Below are 23899 nucleotides of genomic sequence, written 5' to 3'. Positions count from 1 at the left end.
AGCTATTTTAGATAGTTTGTATTCATAACATTGTGGATACAAACCTCACAACACTTTGTTTGTATCTATAATGGCTAGAGCAGTTTAACGTGAACAGCAGCCATGTAGAGAATCTTCTAAATGGCCGCACTGAATTTCTGAATTTTGGTAAGTTCAAATCCATTTAGACGATTGTCTGAATGGATTTTTTTGTTCCGTTGGGTTTAAATCAAGACTTTTTAGGAGGAATATTTGATGAAAATGAAAAAATGGATCACAACTGGCCTATTGGCGACTACCTTAGGACTTGGACTTGCGGCATGTGGGAATACCAACAATGCCACTGAAGATGGCAAAAAAACGGTTGGTATCTTGCAGCTGGTGGAACATGGTTCGTTAGATGCTGCCTATGAAGGATTCAAAGAAGGTTTGGCGGAAGGCGGCTATAAAGAAGGCGAAAACCTTACTTTAGAATACCAAAATGCCCAAAATAGCCAAGACAATCTGAAGAGTATGAGCGAAAAACTTGTAAAAAATTCTCCTGATCTTCTCTTAGGGATCGCGACACCAGCTGCTGTCTCATTGGCGAATGAAACAACAGATATTCCGATCGTTGTAACTGCAGTCACTGATTTAGTTGAAGCAAAATTAGCGGATTCCAATGAAGCTCCTGGACGCAATATCACTGGTACATCTGACATGGTCCCTATCGATAAACAGATTCAATTGTTATTGAGTATCGTCCCTGACGCTAAAACAATCGGTATTATGTATAATGCTGGAGAAGCAAATTCAAAAATCCAAGCAGATTTGGCAGAAAAAGCATTGAAAGATGCAGGTGTAGACGTCAAAGTCTTGACAGCGAACACGACAAATGATGTCCAACAAGTAACTACTAGTTTAGCTAAAGATGTGGATGGTATCTATGTGCCAACAGATAATACCTTTGCTTCTGCTGCGGCAGTCGTTGGTGAAGTAGCCAAAGAAACCAAAACACCGATCGTTGCTGGTTCTGTCGAGCAAGTGGAAGATGGCGCTTTAGCTACATTCGGGATCGATTACAAGTCACTAGGCAAACAAACGGGTGAATTGGCTGCAAAAATTCTTGATGGAGATGAAAAGCCCGCTACAACACCTGTAGAAACAGCGAATAAACTAGAGCTAGTTGTGAACCAGGAAATGGCAACTGCATTAGGAATTGATCCAGAAAGCATCGTGGCTCCTGAGTAATTTTGCTACTATCTACTATCTACTATAATTTTGCTGCTATATGATGAAATGATGAAAACTAACTTGAAACTAAAAACCTAAAAACGATTTGAGGAAACCTTATGAATTTAATCAATACATTTTTCATACTTATTCAATCAGCTGCCTCTCAAGGTATGTTGTGGGCATTATTAGCGATCGGGGTTTATTTGACCTTCCGAATCTTAGATATTGCCGATTTGACAGCTGAGGGAAGCTTTCCATTAGGAGCCGGCATTGCTGCTGTCAGCATCACCAATGGCCTTTCCCCTTTTACGGCAAGTCTGTTGGGCTTTTGCGGCGGTTTAGCTGCCGGATTTGTCTCAGGGATCTTGCATACCAAATTTAAAATTCCCGCATTATTAGCGGGAATCATTACCATGACCGGATTGTATTCTATTACAAATCGGATCATGGGGGCACCCAATATTGCCTTGTTAGGGGAAGATACTGTTTTTACTTGGTTTCAAACACTAGGCTTAACGAAAAATACCGCAGTCATTTGTACAGGCCTCCTGTTTGCTGCTGTCGTGATTTTGTTGCTGTTTCTCTTCTTCCGCACAGAGATTGGACTAGCAGTGCGAGCAACGGGAGACAATCTCGCGATGAGTGAAGCCAACGGAATTAATACGGACAATATGAAACTAATTGGCTATATGATTTCCAATGGCTGTATTGCTCTTTCTGGTTCCCTCTTAGCTCAAAACAATGGTTTTGCTGATCTTAACTCAGGTGTAGGAACGATCGTGATCGGATTAGCATCGATCATTATCGCGGAAGTCCTTTTCAGCAATAAATCTTTGTGGGTTCGTTTGATCACGATTGTGATTGGTGCGATCTTGTATCGTCTAATCCTGGCCATCGTCTTTGAATTCAACGTGGAAGCTTCAGATTCAAAACTTGCCTCTGCCATCGTTTTAGTTATCTGTCTTTCATTGCCGCAAATTCGAACGAAACTTGGATTGCAAAAATTTCTTCCGAAAACCAAAGGAGGTCAATCATGACGACACCTGTTTTAACGATCAGTGATTTACACCAAACATTTGAAAAAGGAACCATCAACGAAAATCATGTCCTTCGCGGGATCGATCTCACCATGAACAGCGGTGATTTCATTACGATTATCGGTGGAAACGGTGCAGGAAAATCAACATTACTCAATAGTATTGCTGGAACGATCCCAACAGAACAAGGTAAGATCGTCTTAGGTGACAAAGAAATCACACGTCATTCAGTCACACGACGCTCCAAAGAAATCAGTCGTGTCTTCCAAGACCCGCGGATGGGGACAGCCGTTCGTTTGACAGTCGAAGAAAACTTAGCCCTTGCTTATAAAAGAGGCCAGGTTCGCGGGTTTTCCTCCGGTGTCAAAGGAAAGCATCGGGCCTTCTTCAAAGAAAAGTTAGCTCGCTTGAATCTTGGTCTTGAAAATCGACTGACGACTGAGATTGGGCTGCTTTCCGGAGGACAGCGGCAAGCGATCACACTATTGATGGCGACCTTGCAACAGCCTAAACTGATCCTGCTAGACGAACATACAGCAGCTTTAGATCCGAAAACCTCCATGACTGTGATGGCACTGACTGATCAGTTGATTCAAGAACAGCAGTTGACCGCCTTTATGGTCACTCATGATATGGAAGATGCCATCCGTTACGGCAATCGCTTGATTATGCTCCATCAAGGCAAAATCGTTGTCGATATCGCAGGTGAGGAAAAACAATCCTTAACGGTACCGGATTTGATGGCACTTTTCCATCAAAATAGTGGGACTGAGCTAAAAGATGATCAGCTATTGTTGCACACTTAACTGTATCTTCTTTAGCTATAGCTGCCTCAATTGGGCACATCACACTACGCCAAAGAACTAACGTATGAATACAGAGGAACCAAGTTGAAAATAGTTCAGCTCGGTTCCTTTTTTGTACGCTTTCCTGCATGCGTGAGCTCTTCCTTCAACGCACTTCTGTACCAAGAGTTGTTGTCCATTTGATCACTAACAATAGCTTCCCCTGCTTTCTTCAAGCCCTTTGTCATAAAATCGTTAGATTTTCATCATAAAAATACGAGAAAGACAACAGGAAGACCGCAAATTTTCTTTTCTTTTCCTAGGTACACTGAATGTAACCTTAAAAGAAAAAAGGAAAGGAAGAAAATGATGAAAAAAATTGCCGTTTTATTTGGAGGGAATTCTCCAGAATACTCAGTGTCACTAGCCTCAGCAGCAAGTGTGATCCAAGCTATTGACCCGCTGAAATATGAAGTAATGACCATTGGCATCGCACCAACAATGGATTGGTATTTGTATCAAGGAAACCTCGCGAATGTTCGCAATGATACTTGGCTAGAAGATCACAAAAACTGTCACCAGCTGACTTTTTCTAGCCAAGGATTTATATTAGGAGAAAAACGAATCGTCCCTGATGTCCTCTTTCCAGTCTTGCATGGGAAGTATGGCGAGGATGGCTGTATTCAAGGACTGCTTGAACTAATGAACCTGCCTTATGTTGGTTGCCATGTCGCTGCCTCCGCATTATGTATGAACAAATGGCTCTTGCATCAACTTGCTGATACTATGGGAATCGCTAGTGCTCCCACTTTGCTTTTATCCCGCTATGAAAACGATCCTGCCACAATCGATCGTTTTATTCAAGACCATGGATTCCCGATCTTTATCAAGCCGAATGAAGCCGGTTCTTCAAAAGGGATCACAAAAGTAACTGACAAAACAGCGCTCCAATCTGCATTAACGACTGCTTTTGCTTACGGTTCTACTGTGTTGATCCAAAAGGCGATAGCGGGTATTGAAATTGGCTGCGGCATCTTAGGAAATGAGCAATTGACGATTGGTGCTTGTGATGCGATTTCTCTTGTCGACGGTTTTTTTGATTTTGAAGAGAAATACCAATTAATCAGCGCCACGATCACTGTCCCAGCACCATTGCCTCTCGCGCTTGAATCACAGATCAAGGAGCAGGCACAGCTGCTTTATCGAAACTTGGGGTTGACGGGTCTGGCTCGAATCGATTTTTTCGTCACCAATCAAGGAGCGATCTATTTAAACGAAATCAACACCATGCCGGGATTTACTGGGCACTCCCGCTACCCAGCTATGATGGCGGAAGTCGGGTTATCCTACGAAATATTAGTAGAGCAATTGATTGCGCTGGCAGAGGAGGACAAACGATGAACACATTACAATTGATCAATAAAAACCATCCATTGAAAAAAAATCAAGAGCCCCCGCACTTAGTGCTAGCTCCTTTTAGCGATCACGACGTTTACCTGCAGCCAGAAGTGGCAAAACAATGGGAACGACTCGTGCGAGCAACCGGACTAGAAAAGGACATTCGTCTGGTAGATGGGTATCGTACGGAAAAAGAACAGCGACGCTTGTGGGAGTATTCTCTAAAAGAAAACGGGTTAGCTTATACCAAACAATTCGTTGCTTTGCCAGGTTGCAGTGAACATCAAATCGGTCTGGCCATTGATGTAGGACTAAAGAAACAAGAAGATGATGATCTTATCTGCCCTCATTTTCGAGATAGTGCTGCTGCTGATTTATTTATGCAGCAGATGATGAATTATGGCTTTATTCTACGCTATCCGGAAGATAAACAAGAGATCACCGGTATCAGTTATGAACCTTGGCATTTTCGTTATGTCGGGCTTCCCCATAGCCAAGTCATCACTGCCCAAAAATGGACTCTGGAAGAATACCATGATTACTTGGCTCAGACAGTGAGGCAGTTCGCATGAAAAATAAAGGAATCGATCAATTTCGTGTGATTGCAGCCATGATGGTGGTTGCGATCCATTGTCTTCCCCTTCACTATTTATGGCCAGAAGGCGATATCCTAATCACATTGACGATTTTTCGAGTAGCTGTTCCTTTCTTTTTTATGATCAGTGGTTACTATGTGTTTGCAGAACTTGCTGTGGCCAATAGTTATCCTTCGCGACAACGAGTGTTCAACTTTATCAAAAAACAGCTAAAAGTCTATCTATTAGCCACACTAATGTTTTTACCATTAGCACTCTATAGTCAAACGATCGGCTTCGATCTACCAGTTGGAACATTAGTACAAGCACTTTTGGTCAATGGCATTCTTTATCATCTTTGGTACTTTCCGGCTTTGATTACTGGGAGCCTGCTCCTAACAAGTTTGCTGATACATGTCTCCTTCAAAAAAGTGTTCTGGCTTGCGGCTGGATTGTACCTGATTGGATTAGGTGGTGATAGTTGGTTTGGACTGATCCAACAGACACCAATCGAACCATTCTATACTGCTGTGTTCCACCTATTAGATGGTACCCGCAACGGTATTTTCTTTACACCATTGTTTTTGTGCTTAGGTGTGCTGGTCAGAAAACAATCAGAGAAAAGAAGTTTATCCAAAACAGCTCTCTTCTTTTTGATCAGTCTTATCGGATTGCTTATTGAGAGTGCGTACTTGCATGGGTTTTCTATACCTAAACATGACAGTATGTATCTCTTCTTGCCTGTTGTACTCTTTTTCTTATTTCCACTGATCTTGCGCTGGCATCCCCACAGGACTTGGAAGCATCCGGGACAGCTATCTTTGTGGCTTTACCTTTTGCATCCTTATACAATTGCCGGCACACACTTTTTGAGCCAAAAAATCAGCATTCTGCAAAACAATCTAATCAACTATTTGGTTGTTTTGATCTTGACGATTGGATTCATTTGCCTCTTTTTAAGACAACAACACTCATGGTTTAGACATAAACAAACAACGCCCGTTAAAAGGGCCGTAAAAGAATTCTCAAAGACAGCCCTTTTGCATAATCTACAGGAGATCCAGCGGATCATCTCACCGAAAACAAAAGTGATGGCAGTCGTTAAAGCCGATGCCTACGGCTGTGGTGCCAAGGAAGTTGCTCCTGTTTTAGAACAAGCCGGAATTGATTTTTTTGCGGTGGCTACGATTGATGAAGGTATTCAATTGCGGAAAAATGCTGTCAAAAGCCCCATCTTGGTCTTGGGATATACCTCTCCAAAACGCATAAAAGAACTTCGTCGCTACTCATTGACCCAATCGATCATCAGCGAAGGTCATGCTGTAGCATTGTCACAAAGAAAAGTAGCGATTGACTGTCATTTAGCCATCGATACTGGGATGCATCGGTTAGGTGTAACACCGACTATCGATTCGATTCTTTCGATTTTCGATTTGCCCTTCTTGACGATCAGTGGTGTTTATTCTCATCTTGGTTCGGCAGATCGCTTAAATCCTGATAGTATGATTCGCACTCAGAAGCAGATTGCCTGCTTCGATCAGATTCTCCTAGAGTTGGATCAGAGACAGATTTCTTATGGTATCACACACTTACAAAGCAGTTATGGTATTTTGAATTATCCAGACTTAAACTATGATTATGTGCGTCCGGGGATTTTATTGACAGGATCCCTCAGTGATACGAACGAGCCTACAAAACAACGAGTAAGCTTACAGCCTATTCTGACCCTCAAAGCACAGTTGATCACTAAGCGAGTCGTTGCCAAAGGGGAAGCGATCGGTTATGGGCAAACCGCCGTCGCGAATCAAGAAACAACTGTTGGTGTTGTGAGCATCGGCTATTGTGACGGACTGCCCCGTTCTCTATCAAATCAAGAGTTTTGTCTTTCCTATCGCGGTCAGTCCTTGCCGCAGATCGGCTTGATCTGCATGGACATGCTTTTGATAGACTTGAGCCATTGTCCTACGATCCCAATTGAAAGTGAAATTGAAATTCTGACAGATTGGAGCGATACTGCCGAGCAAGTACAAACTATAACCAATGAGTTGATTTGTCGGATCGGTCCACGAGTCAGTGCTAGGATCAAATAGAAAACGATGCATAAGTTTACCAGGTAAGGTATGATGGGGGTATGGAAACGTGAGAATCCGAAACTATGTTTAGATGGAGTGAGAGAGTATGTCAGAAAAAATAGTCGTTGTTGATGATGAAAAAGAAATTGCGGACTTAGTCACGACCTTTTTGCAAAACGAAGGATTTAGTGTGCAGCCGTTTTATGATGGTACTAGTGCCATCGCCTATATTGAAAAAGAAGCCATTGATTTGGCCGTTTTAGATGTCATGTTGCCGGACATTGATGGTTTTCAACTGTTACAGCAGATCCGCAAGACCCATTTTTTCCCAGTGTTGATGCTGACTGCCAAGGGAGAGGATCTAGACAAAATCACTGGATTGAGTTTGGGAGCGGATGACTATGTCACCAAACCTTTTAATCCTTTAGAAGTTGTGGCTCGGGTAAAAACCCAATTGCGGCGCTACCAGCGATACAATCATTCCACTGCTTCTCCAACAGTAGAAGAATATGAAAAAGACGGCTTGATACTCAAAATCAACAGTCATCAATGCATTCTCTACGGCAAAGAAGTTTTCCTGACTCCCATTGAGTTCAAAATATTGCTTTATTTATTTGAGCACCAAGGATCCGTCGTCTCTTCCGAAACACTTTTCGAAGCGGTTTGGAAAGAAAAGTATTTAGATAACAATAATACTGTCATGGCACACATTGCTCGTTTAAGAGAAAAGTTGCATGAAGAACCTCGTAAACCTAAATTGATCAAAACCGTATGGGGGGTCGGCTATATCATTGAAAAATAGAAATCCTTTGATCCGAAAGCTCTTGACCCAATACTTCGTCACCACTGGAATCTTGCTGGCATTCCTTGTAATGATTCCATTAGTCATTCGCTTTATTGCCGGAACCCGGACTTGGTATGGAACGGAACCTATCTACTATATTTTACGTTTTTTTGCGGATCGCTGGTTGTTTTGTGTTGCGATAGGCGCTTTACTGATATGGTTTGGTACCACCATTTACTATATGACCAAAGCCATCGGTTATTTGAATGAAACGATCCAAGCCACGACTCAACTGATTGAAGAACCAACCAAACGCATCACTTTGTCGAGCCATCTGATTGATGTTCAAGAGGAAATGAATCAACTGCGGGAGAAAAGTCTGCAAGATCAACGTGCCGCTAAAGAAGCGGAACAGCGGAAAAATGATTTGATCGTTTATCTCGCCCACGATTTGCGGACGCCTCTGACAAGTGTCATAGGTTATCTGACTCTTCTAAAAGAAGAACCACAATTATCCAATGCGATGCGGAATCGTTACACGGAGATTGCTTTACAAAAAGCCCAACGGCTGGAACTATTGATCAGTGAATTCTTCGAGATCACACGCTTCAATTTGACCACGATCGTTTTGCAGACAGAAACGACTGATTTAAGTTTAATGCTTGAACAGCTGACCTTTGAGTTTTTACCTCTCTTGGAAGAAAAGAATCTAAATTGGCAACTCAACTTACAAAAAAATGTTCTTGCAACAGTAGACACCGAAAAAATAGCTCGTGTCTTTGATAATCTCATTCGCAATGCCATCAACTACAGCTATCCAGATTCGTCTTTACTTCTTGAATTGATCGAATCAGACAGTATTCACATTCGTCTGACGAATCGTGGAAAAACAATTCCAGAAGAGATGATCGGACGTCTCTTTGAACCTTTCTATCGCATGGATTCTTCCCGAGCTACAGCCACAGGCGGAACTGGTCTTGGTCTTCCGATTGCAAAAGAGATTCTGTTAGCATCTGGCGGGGATATCTCGGCAGAAAGCAAAGACGAAACCATCATTTTCAACGTTCGCTTGCCAAAACCTGCCAACAGCTGACGTCTCTTGATTTAAAAAATCTCTAGTATTAACTTTCATATAAAAAACTGTGATATCAGTCTTTCAACAAACGAATAACACAAACACGGCAGCTATTTTCAGATTTATACTGAAAATAGCTGCCGTAAGCTTATGTTATTCCCAAAGAAAAAATAAACCAGTTTTACTGACTTCTCAATTAAAAAATCTTTCTGTTCATGACAGAAAATAGTTGAAAAAAAAGGGTGAATTCTCATTGCGTCTAGCGCGTTTCATTTTCGGCAATGATATCCGTCACTTTCATCAAGCGTGTCAATGTTGCTCGTTCATCCTCTGCTAAGTTACTCTCAATGTATTGGATGGTTTCTGTCAACTTCGGAATTGTCATGTATTCTAGTGCATTGACCCGCCGACGAGTCCGTTCGATTTCATTTGCCATCAGCTGACAAGTTTTTTCAATTTCAGCTAATTGCAGCATGACTGGCAAAATTTGATCCAAATGGGACAGAGAAAGATCCAACTCACTTGTCGTACTAACAAAACCATATGAAAAATCATCATCCGAACTTTCTTCTTCATAAACAGGATTGAGTACCGGTACCTCCATGTTCATCACCGTGCGGCTTTGAACATCTAACGTCACTTTGTTCAAAGGAATCATAAAAGCTTCTTGCAAGATCACATCAGGAATACTACTAGATGCCAAAACATACTCTTCCATTCCAGCTTGTAACGCTGATTCCATTTGTTGGCGCAATTTTTGATTTTTTTTGACTAACTGAATGAATTGGCGAACCAACTCATCTTGTTTATCTTTCAATAACTTATGCCCCCGAGTTGCCGTCGTCAAGCGTTTGCGAAGCCGACTCAATTCCATCCGAGTCGGATTGACATTCATTATTGCCATGAAGGATTCACATCCTCCCCAGTAGGAAGATAGGCTTCAATAAATTCTTCTTTGATTCGGCTCAATTCTTGCTTCGGTAATGTAGCGAGCAATTTCCAGCCAATGTCCAATGTTTCTTCAATCGTTCGGTTGGTATCAAATCCCTGATTTACGTATTCTTTTTCAAAAAGATCCGCAAAACGAGCAAATTTCTTATCAATATCTGAAAGTGCGGATTCCCCTAATACGATCGACAGTTCTTTGGCAGCCTTCCCATCAGAATATGCCGCGTAGATTTGGTTCATCGTCGCCGCATGATCCCGCCGAGTCTTGCCTTCTCCAGTTCCTTTATCTTTCAGTCGGGACAAACTAGGTAGAATATCCACTGGCGGATTGATGTTTCTCTTGTAAAGATCACGGGAAAGGATAATCTGTCCCTCCGTGATATAGCCGGTCAGATCGGGTATTGGGTGGGTCTTATCTCCATCCGGCATCGTCAAGATCGGAATTTGAGTGACGGATCCTTCTTTATCCATCAAACGTCCTGCCCGTTCATAAAGAGTCGCTAAGTTGGTGTACAAATAACCAGGGTAACCGCGTCTGCCAGGAACTTCTCGGCGAGCAGCTGAAATTTCCCGCAGCGCTTCACAATAGTTTGTCATGTCGGTCATGATAACTAATACATGCATTCCTTTTTCAAAAGCTAAGTACTCGGCTGCTGTTAATGCCATTTTCGGTGTAGCAATCCGCTCAATGGCTGGATCATTGGCTAAGTTCATGAACAATACCGAGCGATCCAATGCACCGGTTTTGCGAAACTCTTCTACAAAGAATTCAGCTTCTTCGAAAGGAATGCCGATCGCCGCAAAAACGATGGCAAAGTTACCTTCTTGACTTGGCACAGTCGCTTGACGGGCGATCTGTGCTGCAATTTCCTTATGAGGCAATCCTGACGCAGAAAAGATCGGCAGTTTTTGACCACGGACCAACGTATTCAAGTGATCGATCGTTGAGATCCCCGTTTGAATGAACTCATCTGGAAAATCTCTGGCCATTGGATTGATGGCTTCGCCATTGACGTCAATTCGTTTTTCTGGAATGATCTGCGGTCCATCATCTTTAGGCTTACCTAGTCCATCAAAGACACGCCCCATCATATCTGGCGATACACCAAGCGTTAAACCCGTTCCTAAAAAGCGGGCTTTACTCTCTTCTGCACTCAGGTTACTAGTGCCTTCAAAAACCTGTACAACGGCATAATCATCGCTGACTTCTAAAACCTGCCCTTGACGAACCTCGCCACTGTCCATTCGCACTTGGACAAGTTCGTCAAATTTGACGCCTTTGACATTTTCTACCACCATCAAAGGACCAGCGATTTCCGAGACTGTTCGATATTCTTTTAGCATTAATGAATTCCTCCAGTCTCTACGATTTTTTGTAATAATGCTTTCGTGTCCTGTTTGATTGCATCTAAACGTGTTAGTTCTTCTTCAGGAATATATTTACTGCGGGCAATCCGTTCTCGCAGATCGATGGTACCTTTGGTTATATCATCCAGATACGCCCCTAGCTGCAAGGCCCGTTTTGCTTGTTCATCAAAATATAAAATATTTTCTAGCATTTTAAATTGCTTATTTCTTGACGTATAGGTGTCCACGTCATCAAAAGCATTCTGCTGCAGATAATCTTGACGTAAAGAACGAGCCGTCATCATCGTCAAACGATCTTTCTGAGAGAGAGAATCCATTCCCACTAGCTGAACGATCTCTTCTAAGCGGCTTTCTTCTTGCAAGATCGCCATTGCTTCATTGACCATCTCCGACCAGCGAGGTCCCATCAACTGATCTAAATAAGAATTGATTTGATCTTCATACAAAGAATAGGAGTTCAGCCAATTAATAGAAGGAAAATGCCGCTTTTGTGCCAACATACTGTCTAATGCCCAGAAAACTTTCACGATCCGCAACGTGTTTTGAGTAACTGGTTCTGAGATATCCCCTCCAGCTGGCGAAACAGCACCAATAGCTGTAATACTGCCCTCTCGAGGCTCCGATCCCAACGAACGGAACCGACCAGCACGCTCATAGTATTCCGCGATCCGGCTGCCTAAATAGGCTGGATATCCTTCATCTCCAGGAATTTCTTGTAAACGACCGCTCATTTCTCGTAATGCTTCGGCCCATCGTGAAGTCGAATCTGCCATGATCGCTACACTGTATCCCATATCCCGATAATATTCAGCAATAGTGATTCCTGTATAGATCGAAGCTTCACGAGCTGCGACTGGCATATTTGAAGTATTGGCAATCAAAACGGTTCGTTCCATGATCGATTCACCCGTGTGAGGATCGATCAATTCTGGAAATTCATTGATAACATCTTTCATTTCATTGCCGCGTTCGCCACAACCAACATACACAACGATGTCGACATCCGACCATTTCGCGATTTGATGCTGAACAACGGTTTTTCCTGCACCAAAAGGTCCCGGTACAGCTGCCGATCCACCTTTAGCTACCGGAAAGAAGGTATCGATCACCCGTTGACCAGTGACTAATGGTTCACCCGGATTTAACTTTGCTGCAGTCGGTCTAGGCTTACGGACAGGCCATTTTTGCATCATAGTCAATCGCTGTTCGCCTTCTGCCGTTTCTAAAAGACAAATCGGTTCAGTAATAGCATAATTACCTACCATGATTTCCTTTACAGTGCCTTTCACACCTGGCGGAACCATCACTTTGTGTTCAATGGCTGTTGTTTCTTGAACAAGTCCTAGAATGTCTCCAGCTTGGACGTTGTCCCCTACTTTTACTTGCGGCATGAACGTCCATTTTTTTTGACGATTTAGCGGGTCAATGGTCACACCCCGTTCCAAAAAATCACTCTCTGTTTGATTCATAAAGGTATCTAATGGACGTTGAATACCATCAAACATTTCTGTCAACAAGCCAGGGGCTAATTCAACCGATAACGGAGCCCCTGTTGATTCAACGGGTTCGCCCGGTCCAATTCCTGCTGTTTCTTCATATACCTGGATCGACACGAGACCTTTCTTGATCTCGATGATTTCTCCAATCAAGCCTTTTTCACTGACTTTACAGATTTCATGGATCTTAGCTCCTGATAAACCTGAGGCCGTGACCAAGGGACCAGATACTTTTTCTATTGTGCCAAATGCCACATGCATTCCTCCTAGTTGCCGTACTTCTCTTTTAAGAATCTAATATATTCATTCCAACAGCTTTCTCGACATTCTGCTGGATCCGTGCCATTCCGATCCCTAGACTCCCTGTACTGCTGGGGATGGGGATGATGGCTGGCGTGGGTAGTTCTTCGTATTGTCGAATGATTGACTCCAACTGTTCAATCAATCGCTCGGTCAAGAAGATCACCCCATAGTCTTCTGCCATTTCCTGCAGCTGTTGTGCGGCTTCTTCAAGATCGTCTACAGGATAGATATCGATTCCTAGACCTTTGAAGGGCAAAATTGAGTTTTTGCCACCCATCATTGCTATTTTTTTATTCATACGTATCACGCACCCGACTTCTTAATATCTCTTCCGGTACTTTATTGATTTTTCCAATCAAAATAATCCGTAAATTTTTACTTTCGATTTCTTTTGCATACAAGTAACCGATCATCGCAGCTGGACCGAATGGTACGATTTTTTGTTCTTTCAATTTTGCCATCAAAAAGTTATCTTTTCGCAGATCAAACGTATTGAGGGTCTTCTTCTCAAGCAGTTCTTCATAGCTGTGATTAATCAAATGTTTGTAAGGTGTATTTTGCAGATACTGGACAAAAACTTCCAAAGACGTCGTGATTGCTTCCAACAGCTCTTTTGCAGGGAGAGTCCCATTATCTGCTAGAACAGCGCTGATAAAGCCTCGATGACGCTTCATGGCGTAACTACGTAGTGCTGTCGAAATATTAAAAATATCTACTTGCCGTTGAATGATCCCTTGTAAAAACGGATCATCATATCGCTTACCGATTGACCAAAGATGCTCCCAAAAATGATTGTCAAAAATGATATCTACGGATTGAATCTCATGATAATTTTCGATATAGGAAAATACTTCATCGATACAAGCAATCATTGGCTGCTCTGCGTGCGCACTTTTTCTTGTGTTGACCAAATCTTTCAATTCATTTAAAGGCATGGTTCCGATCGGTACCAAAAATTCAGAAAAGTCTTGTTTCATGAATTTAGCTTTTACTAACACCTTCAGATTTTGATAATCATAGCGAAGGGCAAAATAATCCACCACAGAACGATCAGGTGTTAGCTGATACAAGTTTTCATATACTCGTTTTAATTCTGCGGTCAATACTTGTTCAAAATCATGGACTCGATCTTCTTCATTGATAAAATCACCATAAACGGTTTCTCGCAAAAGAGCATAAACTTCTTCGGCACTGTTGGCAGAAAGCATACGTTCGTAACGGCTGCGACTGATCAATTCCGCTTCATAGGTTCGTATTCGTGTATTCAGCGTGTTGTATTTGATATCTTCCATTTTTACACCCGCTTACTGTTCAAAAATCAATTGCAGTAATGTATGACTCAACTCTTCTTTGCTGGCATCCAACAACGCATCAAACGTAAAGTTCAGCTCAATATCGCCTTGGCGCAGTAAAAATCCGCCTTTTCGCGGCAAAACTTGTTTTGCAACTGTTAGTCGACATTCAGGAATCGTTTGTTGAATCTCTTTCAATGAACCTTCTGTCAGCAGATGCGCACTTTTTTCTCCCAATACCAATTCAACTTCACCAAAAACCTGTGCTTCTTGTACTCCTTTTGTGACGAATGCTTGAAAATCAGCGGCTTCCATTTGGTTCAAGCGCTCAAGTGCCTCACTAAACAATTCTTCCAAAACGGATTGTTTCGCGGCAAGCACTTTATTGCGAGACTGAATGTGAATATCGGAAATCTGCAAATACATTTCTGCCCGTTTTTCTTTTTCAAATTGGGCCAAACGATCAGAAAGTTGTTCTTCTAGTTGAGAACGTTTGAGACGCTCCTGTTTTTCAATTTCTACTTGTGCATCATTAAGGACCAACTGATACTTCTTTTCAGCATCTGCTGTGATTTTTTCGGTTAATCGCGTAATATCAGACATCTTTCTCCCCCTCTTAATTTAAAACTAGCAAGAAGGAAATAACGAAACCTAAGATACAATACGTTTCCATCATCGCTACATAAATGATCCCTTTTGTTACGTGCTCCGGTTTCTTGGCTAAAATCTGCATAGCGGCACTTGCAGCACGTCCTTGCCATCTTCCGGCAACGATTGCTGTCAACGCAATAGGTAAAGAAGCGATAAATAGGTACATTCCTCTATCAAGGGAGATCGTTCCGCTCATTTGACCAAAAATCATGAATGATATAACGAAACCGTATAGTCCTTGGGTACTTGACAACAGTTCCAAGATCAAGGCCTGTCCAAATTTTTCTGGTTGCTCTGCAGTCAATCCTGCAGCGGCTTCACTGGTCATACCGACCCCGATCGTTGAGCCGATCCCACCACAAATTGTCGCTGTAGCTACACCTAATGCGGCAAAAACTAACCCGCCATTTTCATAAAAGAAACTAATCCAATTTTCCATTCTTTTCCTCCTGCATTTTCTCTTCTGAGATAACCTCTACGTATTTTTCATCGGTTTTGAAAGGTACAAATGCTCGTCCCCCACCGGTGAAAAATTTTCCGAAATATTCTAAATACTGTAAACGAATACCATGAACATACGCACTTAAATAGCTTAAAAAGATATTTAATGCATGCAGCGCCACAAAAAGCAAAATACCGACTGTGAAACGCGCAGCTATTGGTAAATAACTGATGATCAAATTAAATGCGGATGCGATACTTCCCCCTGCGACTCCTAACGCCATGAGTCGTGTGAAGCTGATCATATCCCCTACGTAATTCGTAACATCCATTAATCCATATAGTCCTGAGCCGATTTTACCAGCTAGTGTTTTGCCTTCTAAACTACCGCCAAATACAACTGCCACTAAGCTAGCGATAATCATGATCAAACCAATGGTTTGTAAAGGCGAATCAGGCAACAGCAACATTCCTGCTGCCAATAGAACAACACTGATCAAAAAGACCATCCAAGATCCAGCCTGAAAAACAGCCTGTAGCTTCTGATCTTTTCGTTTCCAAAGGACATAAAACTTCAAAGCTAATCCAAACATGATTTGGATATATCCGAAAATGATCGACAAGACCAAAATCTGATTGACATCTTCTTGGGCTGATAACAATTGGAATGACAATTCAAAGCCAAAGAAATTACCATAAATCAAGCCCCAAATAATCGTGGGAATCGAACAAAGCTGAAACAGCGTCAAATTTTGTTCCAATCCTTTACTTAAATGAAAGAATTTTTTGCCCAAGAATGTTGCCAAAAACAGTAATAATCCATAGCCAAAATCTGCAACCATCATTCCAAATGCAACCATATAAAATGGCGCCATAAACGGTGTAGGATCTAATTCATCATACTGGGGCAAACTATACATCCGCACTAACCCTTCAAAGGGTTGTATCCACCGCGAATTATTCAACAAAATCGGAACATCCTCGATTTCTTGTTCTTTCACTTGTTGGTATTCAAGATAAAAAGCATCTTTGCTGGCCTGTTGGATCCTTTTCTCCAGTTCTGCTGCTTGCTCAACAGGGATCCAGCCTGAAATAGCTACGGCATGAGCCGAACGAAGCAACTTTTCATTACTCTGAGCTCGTTTGATCGCGCCATCTAAATACTCTGCTACGAGACGCAATTGTCCCTGCTCTTCGCTCATTGCACGTAAGGAGTGTTTGATTGTTTTTTCTTCCTCAATCAATGCGTGGGATTTTTCTTTTACATGTTGCAGGTCATTTTTTGGCAGACCTGAATAGGGATAGGTATACTGCTCGAATGCAGTCTTTTTTAAAAGGGAACTTACTTTATCTTTAACATCTTTATGGAAAAGAACGAATAAGTATGTAGTCGTTTGTGATTGATAAACTGTTTCAAAATAAACGAGTGGCAGTTTTTCGCAACCCTTTGTGAAAGCCGCAAATTCTGAATTTGGGAGCGAACCTAATAGGCCACCTGATTTTTTTAATTCATTCAAAATCTGAGGACGGTCTTCAAAGTATTTCCATCTATTCAGTTCTGCTTCTTGAGCCAAAAGCTCTCGTTTTTCTTGTTCGATCAATCGTAAACGTTTGTCTTGTTTTCGAAGTGTTTGACAAACTTCTTGCCAAGGATAAGTATGAGCGGCTTGCGCTAATTCGTGAAGTGTGTAGCGCTTGATTGGTTGCCGAAGTTTTTCCAGCATTCCTTTTTTTGGAACATATTCCTCTAATAATTGCAGGCCCCAATTTACTTGATCAAATTGGTTTTCTACTTCTTCAGTCTGTTTCTGTTCATCACGAACGGGTGTTAACACGCCTGTGGTTTCCTCTGACTCGTAATACATTTCAGAAGAAAGCAATTCGACACCTTGAAAGTCTTGTAACTGCTGTAAAACGGCATCTTTTTGTTCGTAAAAGGTCAACAGGCTGAATTTTTGCATTTTTGCAATCGCCATCTATGTCACAACCTTATTTATTATTATTGCCAATGCTTGTTCTCTCAACTCAGCTGAAATCGTGCGCAATGTCTCAACTTCCTCTTTTGTTTTTGCCACAAGGGGTTGTTTTGATTGCTCAAATTCCGTTGCAACTTTTTCTTCAATCATTCGTTGTGCTTCACGTTCTTTTTGTACCAATTCTTTCTGGAATGCTGAAATTCTTGTTTGACTTTCATGGATCAGTTGTTTTTTTTCAGCTTCCGCTTTCGTGTTTTTTTGTTCTGCAAACTCTTCTGCTTCTTGCAGCAAACGAATGGCATCTACAGACATTCTCTCACCTACTTTCTACTTTTTTTCGCGAAAAAAAACCATTACGAATCAAGCGATCGCTGTTCGTATGGTGTTAAAATTTAATAAGTGTCATCTACTCACACTTACCCGCGTCACTAATATAACCGTAACATATATTTTGTAGTATAACAAGGTTTCATCTGTTTTTTTATAATCATTACATATAAAATTTAAATTTTTTGCACAATTTCACGAAAAGTAATCCCTTTCATTATAATGGAGGTTTTTTAATCAAATAAAAAAAAGATGAAAGAAAAATGACTTCCTCTCATCTTTTTTAAACGTCCTAATTTGTGATGCCACCTGTTTTTTGCTGATAAAAAAACACTTAAATCAGCTAGTCATTCTATCAATCAGCTGTACGAATAAACGGCATGCTCATGCAGCGGGGGCCGCCACGGCCCCTTACTAATTCACTACCTGGAATTTGATGTAATTTAATACCGGCCTCTGCTAAAAGTTGGTTCGTAATAGTATTCCGGTCATAGACGATCACTTCGCCAGGCGCGATGGCTAATGTGTTTGATCCATCGTTCCATTGCTCTCTGGCAGCTGCCGTGATATCGTCGCCGCCACAACGAATCAACTCGACTGCCGGCAAGTCCAAATAACGGCATAAAATGTGATCTAACGTATCTTTTTCTTCAACTACTTTGATTTCTTGTCCTTGCTTTGTAATAGAGAACAAGGTTAGTTCACCTTCTATTTCAGGGTGAATCGTAAACTTGTCTTTATCAATCATGGTAAAGACTGTGTCCAGATGCATAAATTTCCGTTCAGAACCAATATCAAATGCTAAAATATGTTCAAATGACGGTTCCATTGAAAAAATGTTTTCAGCAATTTTTTCGATAGAGTGCACTTCTGTACGCTGAGAAATACCGATCGCTAATACATGCTGGGACAAAACAAGCTGATCCCCACCTTCGATACGTGCAGGTTCTTCTCGATCATACAAGAAATTGACCGATGGCTTGGCGAACTGCGGATGGTGCTTGAAAATGTACTGTCCATAAAGCGTTTCTCTTCGACGAGTTTCCGAAAACATCCGGTTAAGAGAAATGCTATGTCCTATAATAGCAAACGGATCTCTTGTAAAATAAAGGTTTGGCATCGGATCAATAATAAATGGATAATCATTTTCCCGCATTGCTGACAAACTTGCAGTCTTCGATATGGAAAGATCCTGTTTTTTTAACCCCGCCATCGTTTGATCAATAAACGCTCGTTCGTCTTTAATCGAAAGAAAATAGTCTCTGACTTCATTTAATACATCTTGATCTTGAATTTTCGTCTCTTGCAAATAATCATCCAAGAAAGCTTCCTTACACCCTGAAAGCTGTAATGTTTCAGCAGCCAGGTCTTCTAAATAAACCACTTCACAGCCATTCTCCACTAAAACTTTTGCAAAAAAATCATGTTCTTGTTGGGCTTGTGCCAAAAATGGAATATCGTCAAACAACAAGTCTTCTAAATAATCCGGCATCAAGTTTTCAAGTTCTGCACCAGGACGATGGAGCATCACCCGTTTTAACGGTTCAATTTCTGAAAATATTTGTATAGGTTTTGACATATCCAACCATTCCTTTCGCTCATTTCAAAAATGCTGAAGATGTGCATAAATATAAAAGAACATCTAATAATAATACATCTTCATTAAGAATTGAGTGTTATCAATTATATTTAATTGTAGGTTGAAAATAAAAAAACAGCAAGTAATATGGTTCTCGTGTATTGAGATCGGTTTGAACATTTTACAGATATTTGTATTATTTCATGCACCTTTTTGCTAACGCTTTCAGCTTTTACTTTTTTTGTTATGATTGAAACAAATATGTCTTACTATGAGAAAGGAAGTTTAACAGATGGTTGATCAAAAACAAATTTATTACGGCGCAGATTACAATCCTGAACAGTGGTCACAAGAAACGATAAAGGAAGACATGCGCTTAATGAGAGAAGTTGGAGTCAATTATGTCAGCATCAATATTTTTGGTTGGGTAAACATTCAACCAAATGAATCAACATTTGATTTCACTTTTTTGGATTGGCTGATGGATCTCCTTTATGAAAACAATATTGCCATCGATTTAGCCAATGGAACAGCTTCGCCCCCTGCATGGTTAGTCAAAAAATATCCTGAAATGATGCCGATGACCATTCATGGCAATCGGTTGGTACATGGTTCTCGCCAGCACTATTGTCCGACCTCACCGATTTATCGGGAATATGCCCGCCGGCTCAGTGAAGCTGTTGCCAAACGATACAGCCAACATCCGGGAGTTGTGATGTGGCATATCAATAATGAATATACTTGTCACATCCATGAATGTTATTGCCCGAACTGTCGTGCCAGTTTCCAAAATTGGCTAGAAAAAAAATACCAAACAATTGAAGCATTGAATACGGCTTGGTCAACAAAATTTTGGAGCCAAACCTATCAAGAATGGGATGAGATTTTCCTACCAGAAGAAATGCCGACTTTTAAGAATCCTTGTCAACAGCTTGATTATCGTCGCTTCATTTCTGATATGAATCTGGAAATTTATCAGATCGAGAAAAAGGCAATTCAAACATTCTCGTCAAACATCCCATTCATGACGAATTTGATGGGTCTTCATAAATATGTCGATGGCTTCAAATGGGCTTCTGAAATGGATGTCGTTAGCTGGAATGCCTATCCTAATCCGTTTGAATCTCTGCCCTATCCCCAATTCTTAGCCAATGATCTCATGCGAAGTTTAAAAAAGAAACCTTTTTTGATCATGGAACAAGCCCCAAGTGCGGTCAACTGGCGCCAAGTAAACGGCGTCAAAAAACCCGGTCAAATGCGCTTATGGAGTTATGAGGCACTTGCTCATGGCTCCGATGGCATGATGTTCTTTCAATGGCGCCAATCACAAGGAGGGGCAGAGAAATTCCATAGTGCAATAGTCCCTCGTGGTGATCCACACACAAGTCGCACCTTTCGAGAATGTGCTGCTCTGGGAAATGAATTAAAACAGTTGAATGACATCGTTGGCAGCCGGTTTGTTGCCGATATTGCTATCGTATTTGATTGGGAAAATTGGTGGGCCCTTGAGCTAGATGCGAAGCCGAATACCAATATTCGCTATATTCACCAAATGAGGGCGTTATATGCCGCTCTAAGAGCGTTGAACATTGCTGTTGATTTCATTCATCCATCTGAATCACTAGACGGCTATCCCCTTGTGATTGCGTATAATTTGTACTCTGCATCAGAAGGATTCGGAAATAAAGTCAAAGAATTTGTAGCAAATGGTGGAACATTCTTGACAAATTTCTTCAGCGGAATCGTCAACGAAAACGATCAAGTCTATCTTGGCGGCTATCCAGGACTTTTTAAAGAAGTATTGGGAATCACAGTTGAAGAATTTCAGCCTTTAAAACCGGAAATCCAGCAACAAGTGCATTTTAAAAATAAATTTTATGAAAATCGTCGGTGGGAAGAACTGGTCCATTTACAAGGCGCTATCCCACTCGCCACTTTCACAAGTGACTTTCTTAAAGATTCACCAGCCATCACTAAGCATCGATTTGGCAAAGGGCTGGCCTATTACTTAGGGACCGAGTTAGAACAAGATGGTTTGACCGACTTATTGAACGACATTTTTAGTGATGCAAAACTAAAAAAAGTTGCTGAGAGGTATTTGCAAGAAAACAGCGAGTTGTCTGTCACTGTTCGACAAGGACCAACCCATATCTTCTTATTCCTACTTAATCATACAAACGATTCACAACAAGTACAATTTCTATCGGAAGGTACAGCATTATTATCAAAAAGAAAAGTTTGTGAACTCACCCTCGCCCCCATGGAAGTTGAAATCATCAAATTTGCCAAGGGCTAAAGAATTGCTTTATCTTTTGTTCTATTCTTTGTGATAACTCCATTCTTAGACTTTTTCGATCGTTCCTTCGTATACAGATGAATGACCCGATTAGAATCTATCTAATCGGGTCATTCATTCGATGATTTGCATGAAACAGCAAATTACATAACTACTATCATTTAGTTTTTCTTACAGTAACAATTGAACAAGAAAATGCCACTATTTTGGTGAGTTTCAATCAACTGAAAACCTGCGGGACTATCCGAACGCCCAATCCTAGATCAACAACTTATTGATTACTGGAACTGCATTCCGCCATCCACAATGATTGTTTGTCCAGTTATATAGTTGGCATCATCACTGGCTAAAAATGAAACGACCGCCGAAACATCTTCGGGTTCAGATAAACGTTTCAATGCGATATCTTTACTAAAAGTTTGCATCCCCCATTCATCATCTTTACCAGCATTAGCACCTACTTGATGCGCAATATCCATCATCATCGGTGTTTTAACAATACCTGGTGCATAAGCATTTACAGTAATACCATAGTCAGCTAAATCTCGCGCAGCGATTTGGGTCATACCACGAACAGCGAACTTTGAGCTACTGTACAACATGAGATTAGGATTACCCACAACACCTGCCTGTGAACAAGCATTGATGATTTTTCCACCATGATTCAACTTTTGAAATGCTTCAGAAGCCGCTTGTGTTCCCCATAATACGCCCCCGGCATTCACGGAATAAACTTTTTCAAACTGTTCTGGAGTAATAGACTCTATCGGTGTAGTCGGTGCTACCCCAGCATTATTTACAATCACTGATAAGTCACCATAGACATCTATTACTTTATCAACTGCTGAAAAAATCTCATCCCGTTCCGAAACATCTGCTTTGATAGCAATCGCATGTTCACCAAGCACTTTCGCTGCCGCTCTTACAGAGTTTTCATTGTAATCCACCATTGCCACGTCAAAGCCGTCTTTGTACAAACGCTTAGCTATGGCAAAGCCAATACCTTGACCAGCACCGGTAATTAATGCAACTTTTTTCATTCATTTCCACTCCTTCTTATGAATACTCTTTACAGTTTTATGTTACTGCTTATGAATACTCTCAGCTAGTGAAAATAAATACGCATTCTAGTAAATTTTCTAAAACAGTAATTCGCAATACTTTTTCTTTTTGCTGATAAAGATCAATCCTTTCAAAATTTAAGAAAGCACACATTTAAATAAAAAAAGCATCAACGTATTCCTTACGTTGATGCTTCATTGTTATACCGACGGCCGGGGTCGAACCGGCACGTCCTTGCGGACACCAGATTTTGAGTCTGGCGCGTCTGCCAATTCCGCCACGTCGGCATGATTGCAGATCACTCAAGTACTTACTAAATTTTAACAGCTTTTTTTATCCAACCAGTTGATCTTCAACCAATATTAGGATAAAAATCGATACATCAATCGTACGAACGAATGATGTATCGATAATACCGACGGCCGGGGTCGAACCGGCACGCCCTCGCGGGCACTGGATTTTGAGTCCAGCGCGTCTGCCAATTCCGCCACGTCGGCATAACGCAAATATTAGTATCGTACTAAGGCGGTAACCGGATTTGAACCGGTGATGAAGGTTTTGCAGACCTCTGCCTTACCACTTGGCTATACCGCCATTATACTATTTCTGCAATTTACAAAAATGTAAATCGAACTGGGGTAGCTGGATTCGAACCAACGCATGACGGAGTCAAAGTCCGTTGCCTTACCGCTTGGCTATACCCCAAAAATGAAAGGGCGAGTGATGGGAATCGAACCCACGAATGCCGGAGCCACAATCCGGTGCGTTAACCACTTCGCCACACCCGCCGTGATAAGAAAACTTTTTAAAATAATAATGGCAGGGGCAGCAGGAATTGAACCCACACTAACGGTTTTGGAGACCGCTGTTCTACCTTTAAACTATGCCCCTATAAAATGGAGGAGAGTGGATTCGAACCACTGAACCCGAAGGAACGGATTTACAGTCCGTCGCGTTTAGCCACTTCGCTACTCCTCCATGGTGGCGCGGGACAGAATCGAACTGCCGACACATGGAGCTTCAATCCATTGCTCTACCAACTGAGCTACCGAGCCATAATAACATGGTGTATTTACAATAATAATGAAACGGTCTGGACGGGACTCGAACCCGCGACCTCCTGCGTGACAGGCAGGCATTCTAACCAACTGAACTACCAAACCGTAATGGAGGTTAACGGGATCGAACCGCTGACCCTCTGCTTGTAAGGCAGATGCTCTCCCAGCTGAGCTAAACCTCC

The 23899-nt window shown here is 41.6% G+C and carries 20 protein-coding genes and 10 tRNA genes; 9 read left to right on the top strand and 21 right to left on the bottom strand.

Annotated elements, in window-relative coordinates; genetic code table 11:
* The first annotated feature begins 234 nt into the window (after positions 1 to 234).
* From HED61_RS07725 to vanS, 8 genes are all read left to right on the top strand, one after another.
* On the top strand, positions 235 to 1209 hold the full coding sequence (locus HED61_RS07725) for an ABC transporter substrate-binding protein (protein ID WP_060814818.1): 975 nt from the start codon (positions 235 to 237) through the stop codon (positions 1207 to 1209).
* A gap of 101 nt (positions 1210 to 1310) precedes the next feature.
* Positions 1311 to 2231, top strand: a complete 921-nt coding sequence (locus HED61_RS07720) for an ABC transporter permease (protein ID WP_005472153.1) — start codon at positions 1311 to 1313, stop codon at positions 2229 to 2231.
* The gene (locus HED61_RS07715) at positions 2228 to 3037 is read left to right on the top strand and encodes an ABC transporter ATP-binding protein (RefSeq protein ID WP_021151270.1); all 810 of its coding nucleotides are present in this window, start codon (positions 2228 to 2230) and stop codon (positions 3035 to 3037) included. The genes HED61_RS07720 and HED61_RS07715 overlap by 4 nt, the downstream gene beginning before the upstream one ends.
* Before the next feature lie 348 nt (positions 3038 to 3385).
* Positions 3386 to 4417 carry a D-alanine--D-serine ligase VanC1 gene (gene vanC1 / locus HED61_RS07710; protein WP_063856645.1) on the top strand — a complete coding sequence of 344 codons (1032 nt, stop codon included), beginning with the start codon at positions 3386 to 3388 and terminating at the stop codon, positions 4415 to 4417.
* Positions 4414 to 4986, top strand: a complete 573-nt coding sequence (locus HED61_RS07705; RefSeq protein WP_003126779.1) for a D-Ala-D-Ala dipeptidase/D-Ala-D-Ala carboxypeptidase VanXY-C — start codon at positions 4414 to 4416, stop codon at positions 4984 to 4986. Before vanC1 ends, HED61_RS07705 begins: the two co-directional genes overlap by 4 nt.
* On the top strand, positions 4983 to 7079 hold the full coding sequence (gene vanT, locus HED61_RS07700; protein WP_081131798.1) for a membrane-bound serine racemase VanT: 2097 nt from the start codon (positions 4983 to 4985) through the stop codon (positions 7077 to 7079). The genes HED61_RS07705 and vanT overlap by 4 nt, the downstream gene beginning before the upstream one ends.
* A gap of 88 nt (positions 7080 to 7167) precedes the next feature.
* Positions 7168 to 7863, top strand: coding sequence for a vancomycin resistance response regulator transcription factor VanR-C (gene vanR-C, locus HED61_RS07695; protein ID WP_003126775.1), 696 nt, complete (start codon positions 7168 to 7170; stop codon positions 7861 to 7863).
* Entirely contained in the window at positions 7853 to 8938 is a 1086-nt protein-coding gene (gene vanS, locus HED61_RS07690; RefSeq protein ID WP_308460647.1) for a vancomycin resistance histidine kinase VanS, read from the top strand. The genes vanR-C and vanS overlap by 11 nt, the downstream gene beginning before the upstream one ends.
* Before the next feature lie 241 nt (positions 8939 to 9179).
* On the opposite strand, the gene HED61_RS07685 is transcribed toward vanS, so the two are convergent.
* The 10 genes from HED61_RS07685 to arcA all read right to left on the bottom strand — a co-directional run bounded on the left by HED61_RS07685 (position 9180) and on the right by arcA (position 19301).
* Positions 9180 to 9824: a V-type ATP synthase subunit D gene (locus HED61_RS07685; protein WP_029487033.1), complete on the bottom strand. Its 645-nt coding sequence runs from the start codon at positions 9822 to 9824 to the stop codon at positions 9180 to 9182.
* Complete coding sequence (locus HED61_RS07680; RefSeq protein ID WP_003126771.1) at positions 9815 to 11212, bottom strand: V-type ATP synthase subunit B; 1398 nt, start codon at positions 11210 to 11212, stop codon at positions 9815 to 9817. The genes HED61_RS07685 and HED61_RS07680 overlap by 10 nt, the downstream gene beginning before the upstream one ends.
* Positions 11212 to 12987 carry a V-type ATP synthase subunit A gene (locus HED61_RS07675; protein WP_081131800.1) on the bottom strand — a complete coding sequence of 592 codons (1776 nt, stop codon included), beginning with the start codon at positions 12985 to 12987 and terminating at the stop codon, positions 11212 to 11214. The genes HED61_RS07680 and HED61_RS07675 overlap by 1 nt, the downstream gene beginning before the upstream one ends.
* A gap of 31 nt (positions 12988 to 13018) precedes the next feature.
* Positions 13019 to 13333: a V-type ATP synthase subunit F gene (locus HED61_RS07670; protein ID WP_005472140.1), complete on the bottom strand. Its 315-nt coding sequence runs from the start codon at positions 13331 to 13333 to the stop codon at positions 13019 to 13021.
* Complete coding sequence (locus HED61_RS07665) at positions 13326 to 14327, bottom strand: V-type ATP synthase subunit C (RefSeq protein ID WP_113849949.1); 1002 nt, start codon at positions 14325 to 14327, stop codon at positions 13326 to 13328. The genes HED61_RS07670 and HED61_RS07665 overlap by 8 nt, the downstream gene beginning before the upstream one ends.
* Before the next feature lie 12 nt (positions 14328 to 14339).
* A complete protein-coding gene (locus HED61_RS07660; protein ID WP_003126766.1) occupies positions 14340 to 14930 on the bottom strand; it encodes a V-type ATP synthase subunit E in 591 nt (196 codons plus the stop codon).
* A 13-nt stretch (positions 14931 to 14943) separates the two neighbouring features.
* Positions 14944 to 15417 carry a V-type ATP synthase subunit K gene (locus HED61_RS07655; protein ID WP_003126765.1) on the bottom strand — a complete coding sequence of 158 codons (474 nt, stop codon included), beginning with the start codon at positions 15415 to 15417 and terminating at the stop codon, positions 14944 to 14946.
* Entirely contained in the window at positions 15401 to 17395 is a 1995-nt protein-coding gene (locus tag HED61_RS07650; RefSeq protein WP_219645299.1) for a V-type ATP synthase subunit I, read from the bottom strand. The genes HED61_RS07655 and HED61_RS07650 overlap by 17 nt, the downstream gene beginning before the upstream one ends.
* Positions 17396 to 17707, bottom strand: a complete 312-nt coding sequence (locus HED61_RS07645; RefSeq protein WP_219645300.1) for a hypothetical protein — start codon at positions 17705 to 17707, stop codon at positions 17396 to 17398.
* Positions 17708 to 18077: 370 nt separating this feature from the next.
* Complete coding sequence (gene arcA, locus HED61_RS07640) at positions 18078 to 19301, bottom strand: arginine deiminase (RefSeq protein ID WP_171918031.1); 1224 nt, start codon at positions 19299 to 19301, stop codon at positions 18078 to 18080.
* Positions 19302 to 19593: 292 nt separating this feature from the next.
* On the opposite strand from arcA, the gene HED61_RS07635 reads away from it, so the two are divergent.
* Positions 19594 to 21597, top strand: a complete 2004-nt coding sequence (locus tag HED61_RS07635; protein WP_219645301.1) for a beta-galactosidase — start codon at positions 19594 to 19596, stop codon at positions 21595 to 21597.
* A gap of 278 nt (positions 21598 to 21875) precedes the next feature.
* Here HED61_RS07635 and HED61_RS07630 read toward each other — a convergent pair whose 3' ends face one another.
* The 11 genes from HED61_RS07630 to HED61_RS07580 form a co-directional block, all read right to left on the bottom strand.
* Positions 21876 to 22637, bottom strand: a complete 762-nt coding sequence (locus HED61_RS07630) for a (S)-acetoin forming diacetyl reductase (RefSeq protein ID WP_219645302.1) — start codon at positions 22635 to 22637, stop codon at positions 21876 to 21878.
* Positions 22638 to 22862: 225 nt separating this feature from the next.
* Positions 22863 to 22946: transfer RNA gene (locus HED61_RS07625), tRNA-Leu, on the bottom strand.
* A 126-nt stretch (positions 22947 to 23072) separates the two neighbouring features.
* Positions 23073 to 23156, bottom strand: a tRNA-Leu gene (locus tag HED61_RS07620).
* A 26-nt stretch (positions 23157 to 23182) separates the two neighbouring features.
* A tRNA-Cys gene (locus tag HED61_RS07615) sits at positions 23183 to 23253 on the bottom strand.
* 39 nt (positions 23254 to 23292) lie between these two features.
* A tRNA-Gln gene (locus HED61_RS07610) sits at positions 23293 to 23364 on the bottom strand.
* 10 nt (positions 23365 to 23374) lie between these two features.
* Positions 23375 to 23447 (bottom strand) — tRNA-His (locus tag HED61_RS07605).
* 29 nt (positions 23448 to 23476) lie between these two features.
* A tRNA-Trp gene (locus HED61_RS07600) sits at positions 23477 to 23550 on the bottom strand.
* A 6-nt stretch (positions 23551 to 23556) separates the two neighbouring features.
* Positions 23557 to 23637, bottom strand: a tRNA-Tyr gene (locus HED61_RS07595).
* Between the two features lies 1 nt (position 23638).
* Positions 23639 to 23714: transfer RNA gene (locus tag HED61_RS07590), tRNA-Phe, on the bottom strand.
* A gap of 34 nt (positions 23715 to 23748) precedes the next feature.
* A tRNA-Asp gene (locus tag HED61_RS07585) sits at positions 23749 to 23822 on the bottom strand.
* Positions 23823 to 23826: 4 nt separating this feature from the next.
* Positions 23827 to 23899: transfer RNA gene (locus HED61_RS07580), tRNA-Val, on the bottom strand.

Source organism: Enterococcus gallinarum (assembly GCF_021496385.1).
Lineage (GTDB): Bacteria > Bacillota > Bacilli > Lactobacillales > Enterococcaceae > Enterococcus_D > Enterococcus_D gallinarum.
Note: the sequence above shows the minus strand (reverse complement) of the source record. Positions and strands in the feature narration are given on the sequence as shown.